The sequence below is a fragment of the Polaromonas sp. P1_G2 genome (genome assembly GCF_056405515.1).
The window spans coordinates 1-432 of the sequence record NZ_JBFUBY010001276.1 but is presented as its reverse complement, the minus strand read 5'-3'; the positions used below and the strand labels follow the sequence as shown (position 1 = coordinate 432).

Annotated in this window: 1 protein-coding gene; it reads right to left on the bottom strand. The window is 61.3% G+C overall.

Features of this window, described 5'->3' with window-relative positions; genetic code table 11:
- Positions 1-141: 141 nt before the first annotated feature.
- Positions 142-432, bottom strand: a 291-nt coding sequence (locus tag AC1D0P_RS30120; RefSeq protein WP_477680084.1) for an aldehyde dehydrogenase family protein, incomplete at its 5' end; no start/stop codon positions are given.

Below are 432 nucleotides of genomic sequence, written 5' to 3'. Positions count from 1 at the left end.
ATCCTCTCCCGCAAGGGGCGAGGAATAACCTGTGGCGCCCTTTCAACCTGCTGCAACGTCGCGATTGTGGTGAGGCGTGCCTCGGGTTTTCCTCGCCCCTTGGCCGAAGTTGGTGAGGGGTGAAATTCCCCCCTCATAACCTCACAACTGAATCCAAGCCGTCTTCAAATCCACATACTTATCCAGCGCATGCAGCGACTTGTCGTGGCCGTTGCCGGATTGCCTGACGCCGCCGAGCGGCACGGTGTTGTCGGCGCCGCCATAGGTGTTGACATGCACGACGCCGGCCTTGATGCCGCGGACCATGCGATGCGCGCGTGACAGATTGGACGTCCAGACCGCCGAGGCGAGGCCATACTCGGTGCCGTTGGCGATCCTCAGCGCCTCCTCTTCATTCTCGAACGGGATGATCGAGAGGATCGGGCCGAACAC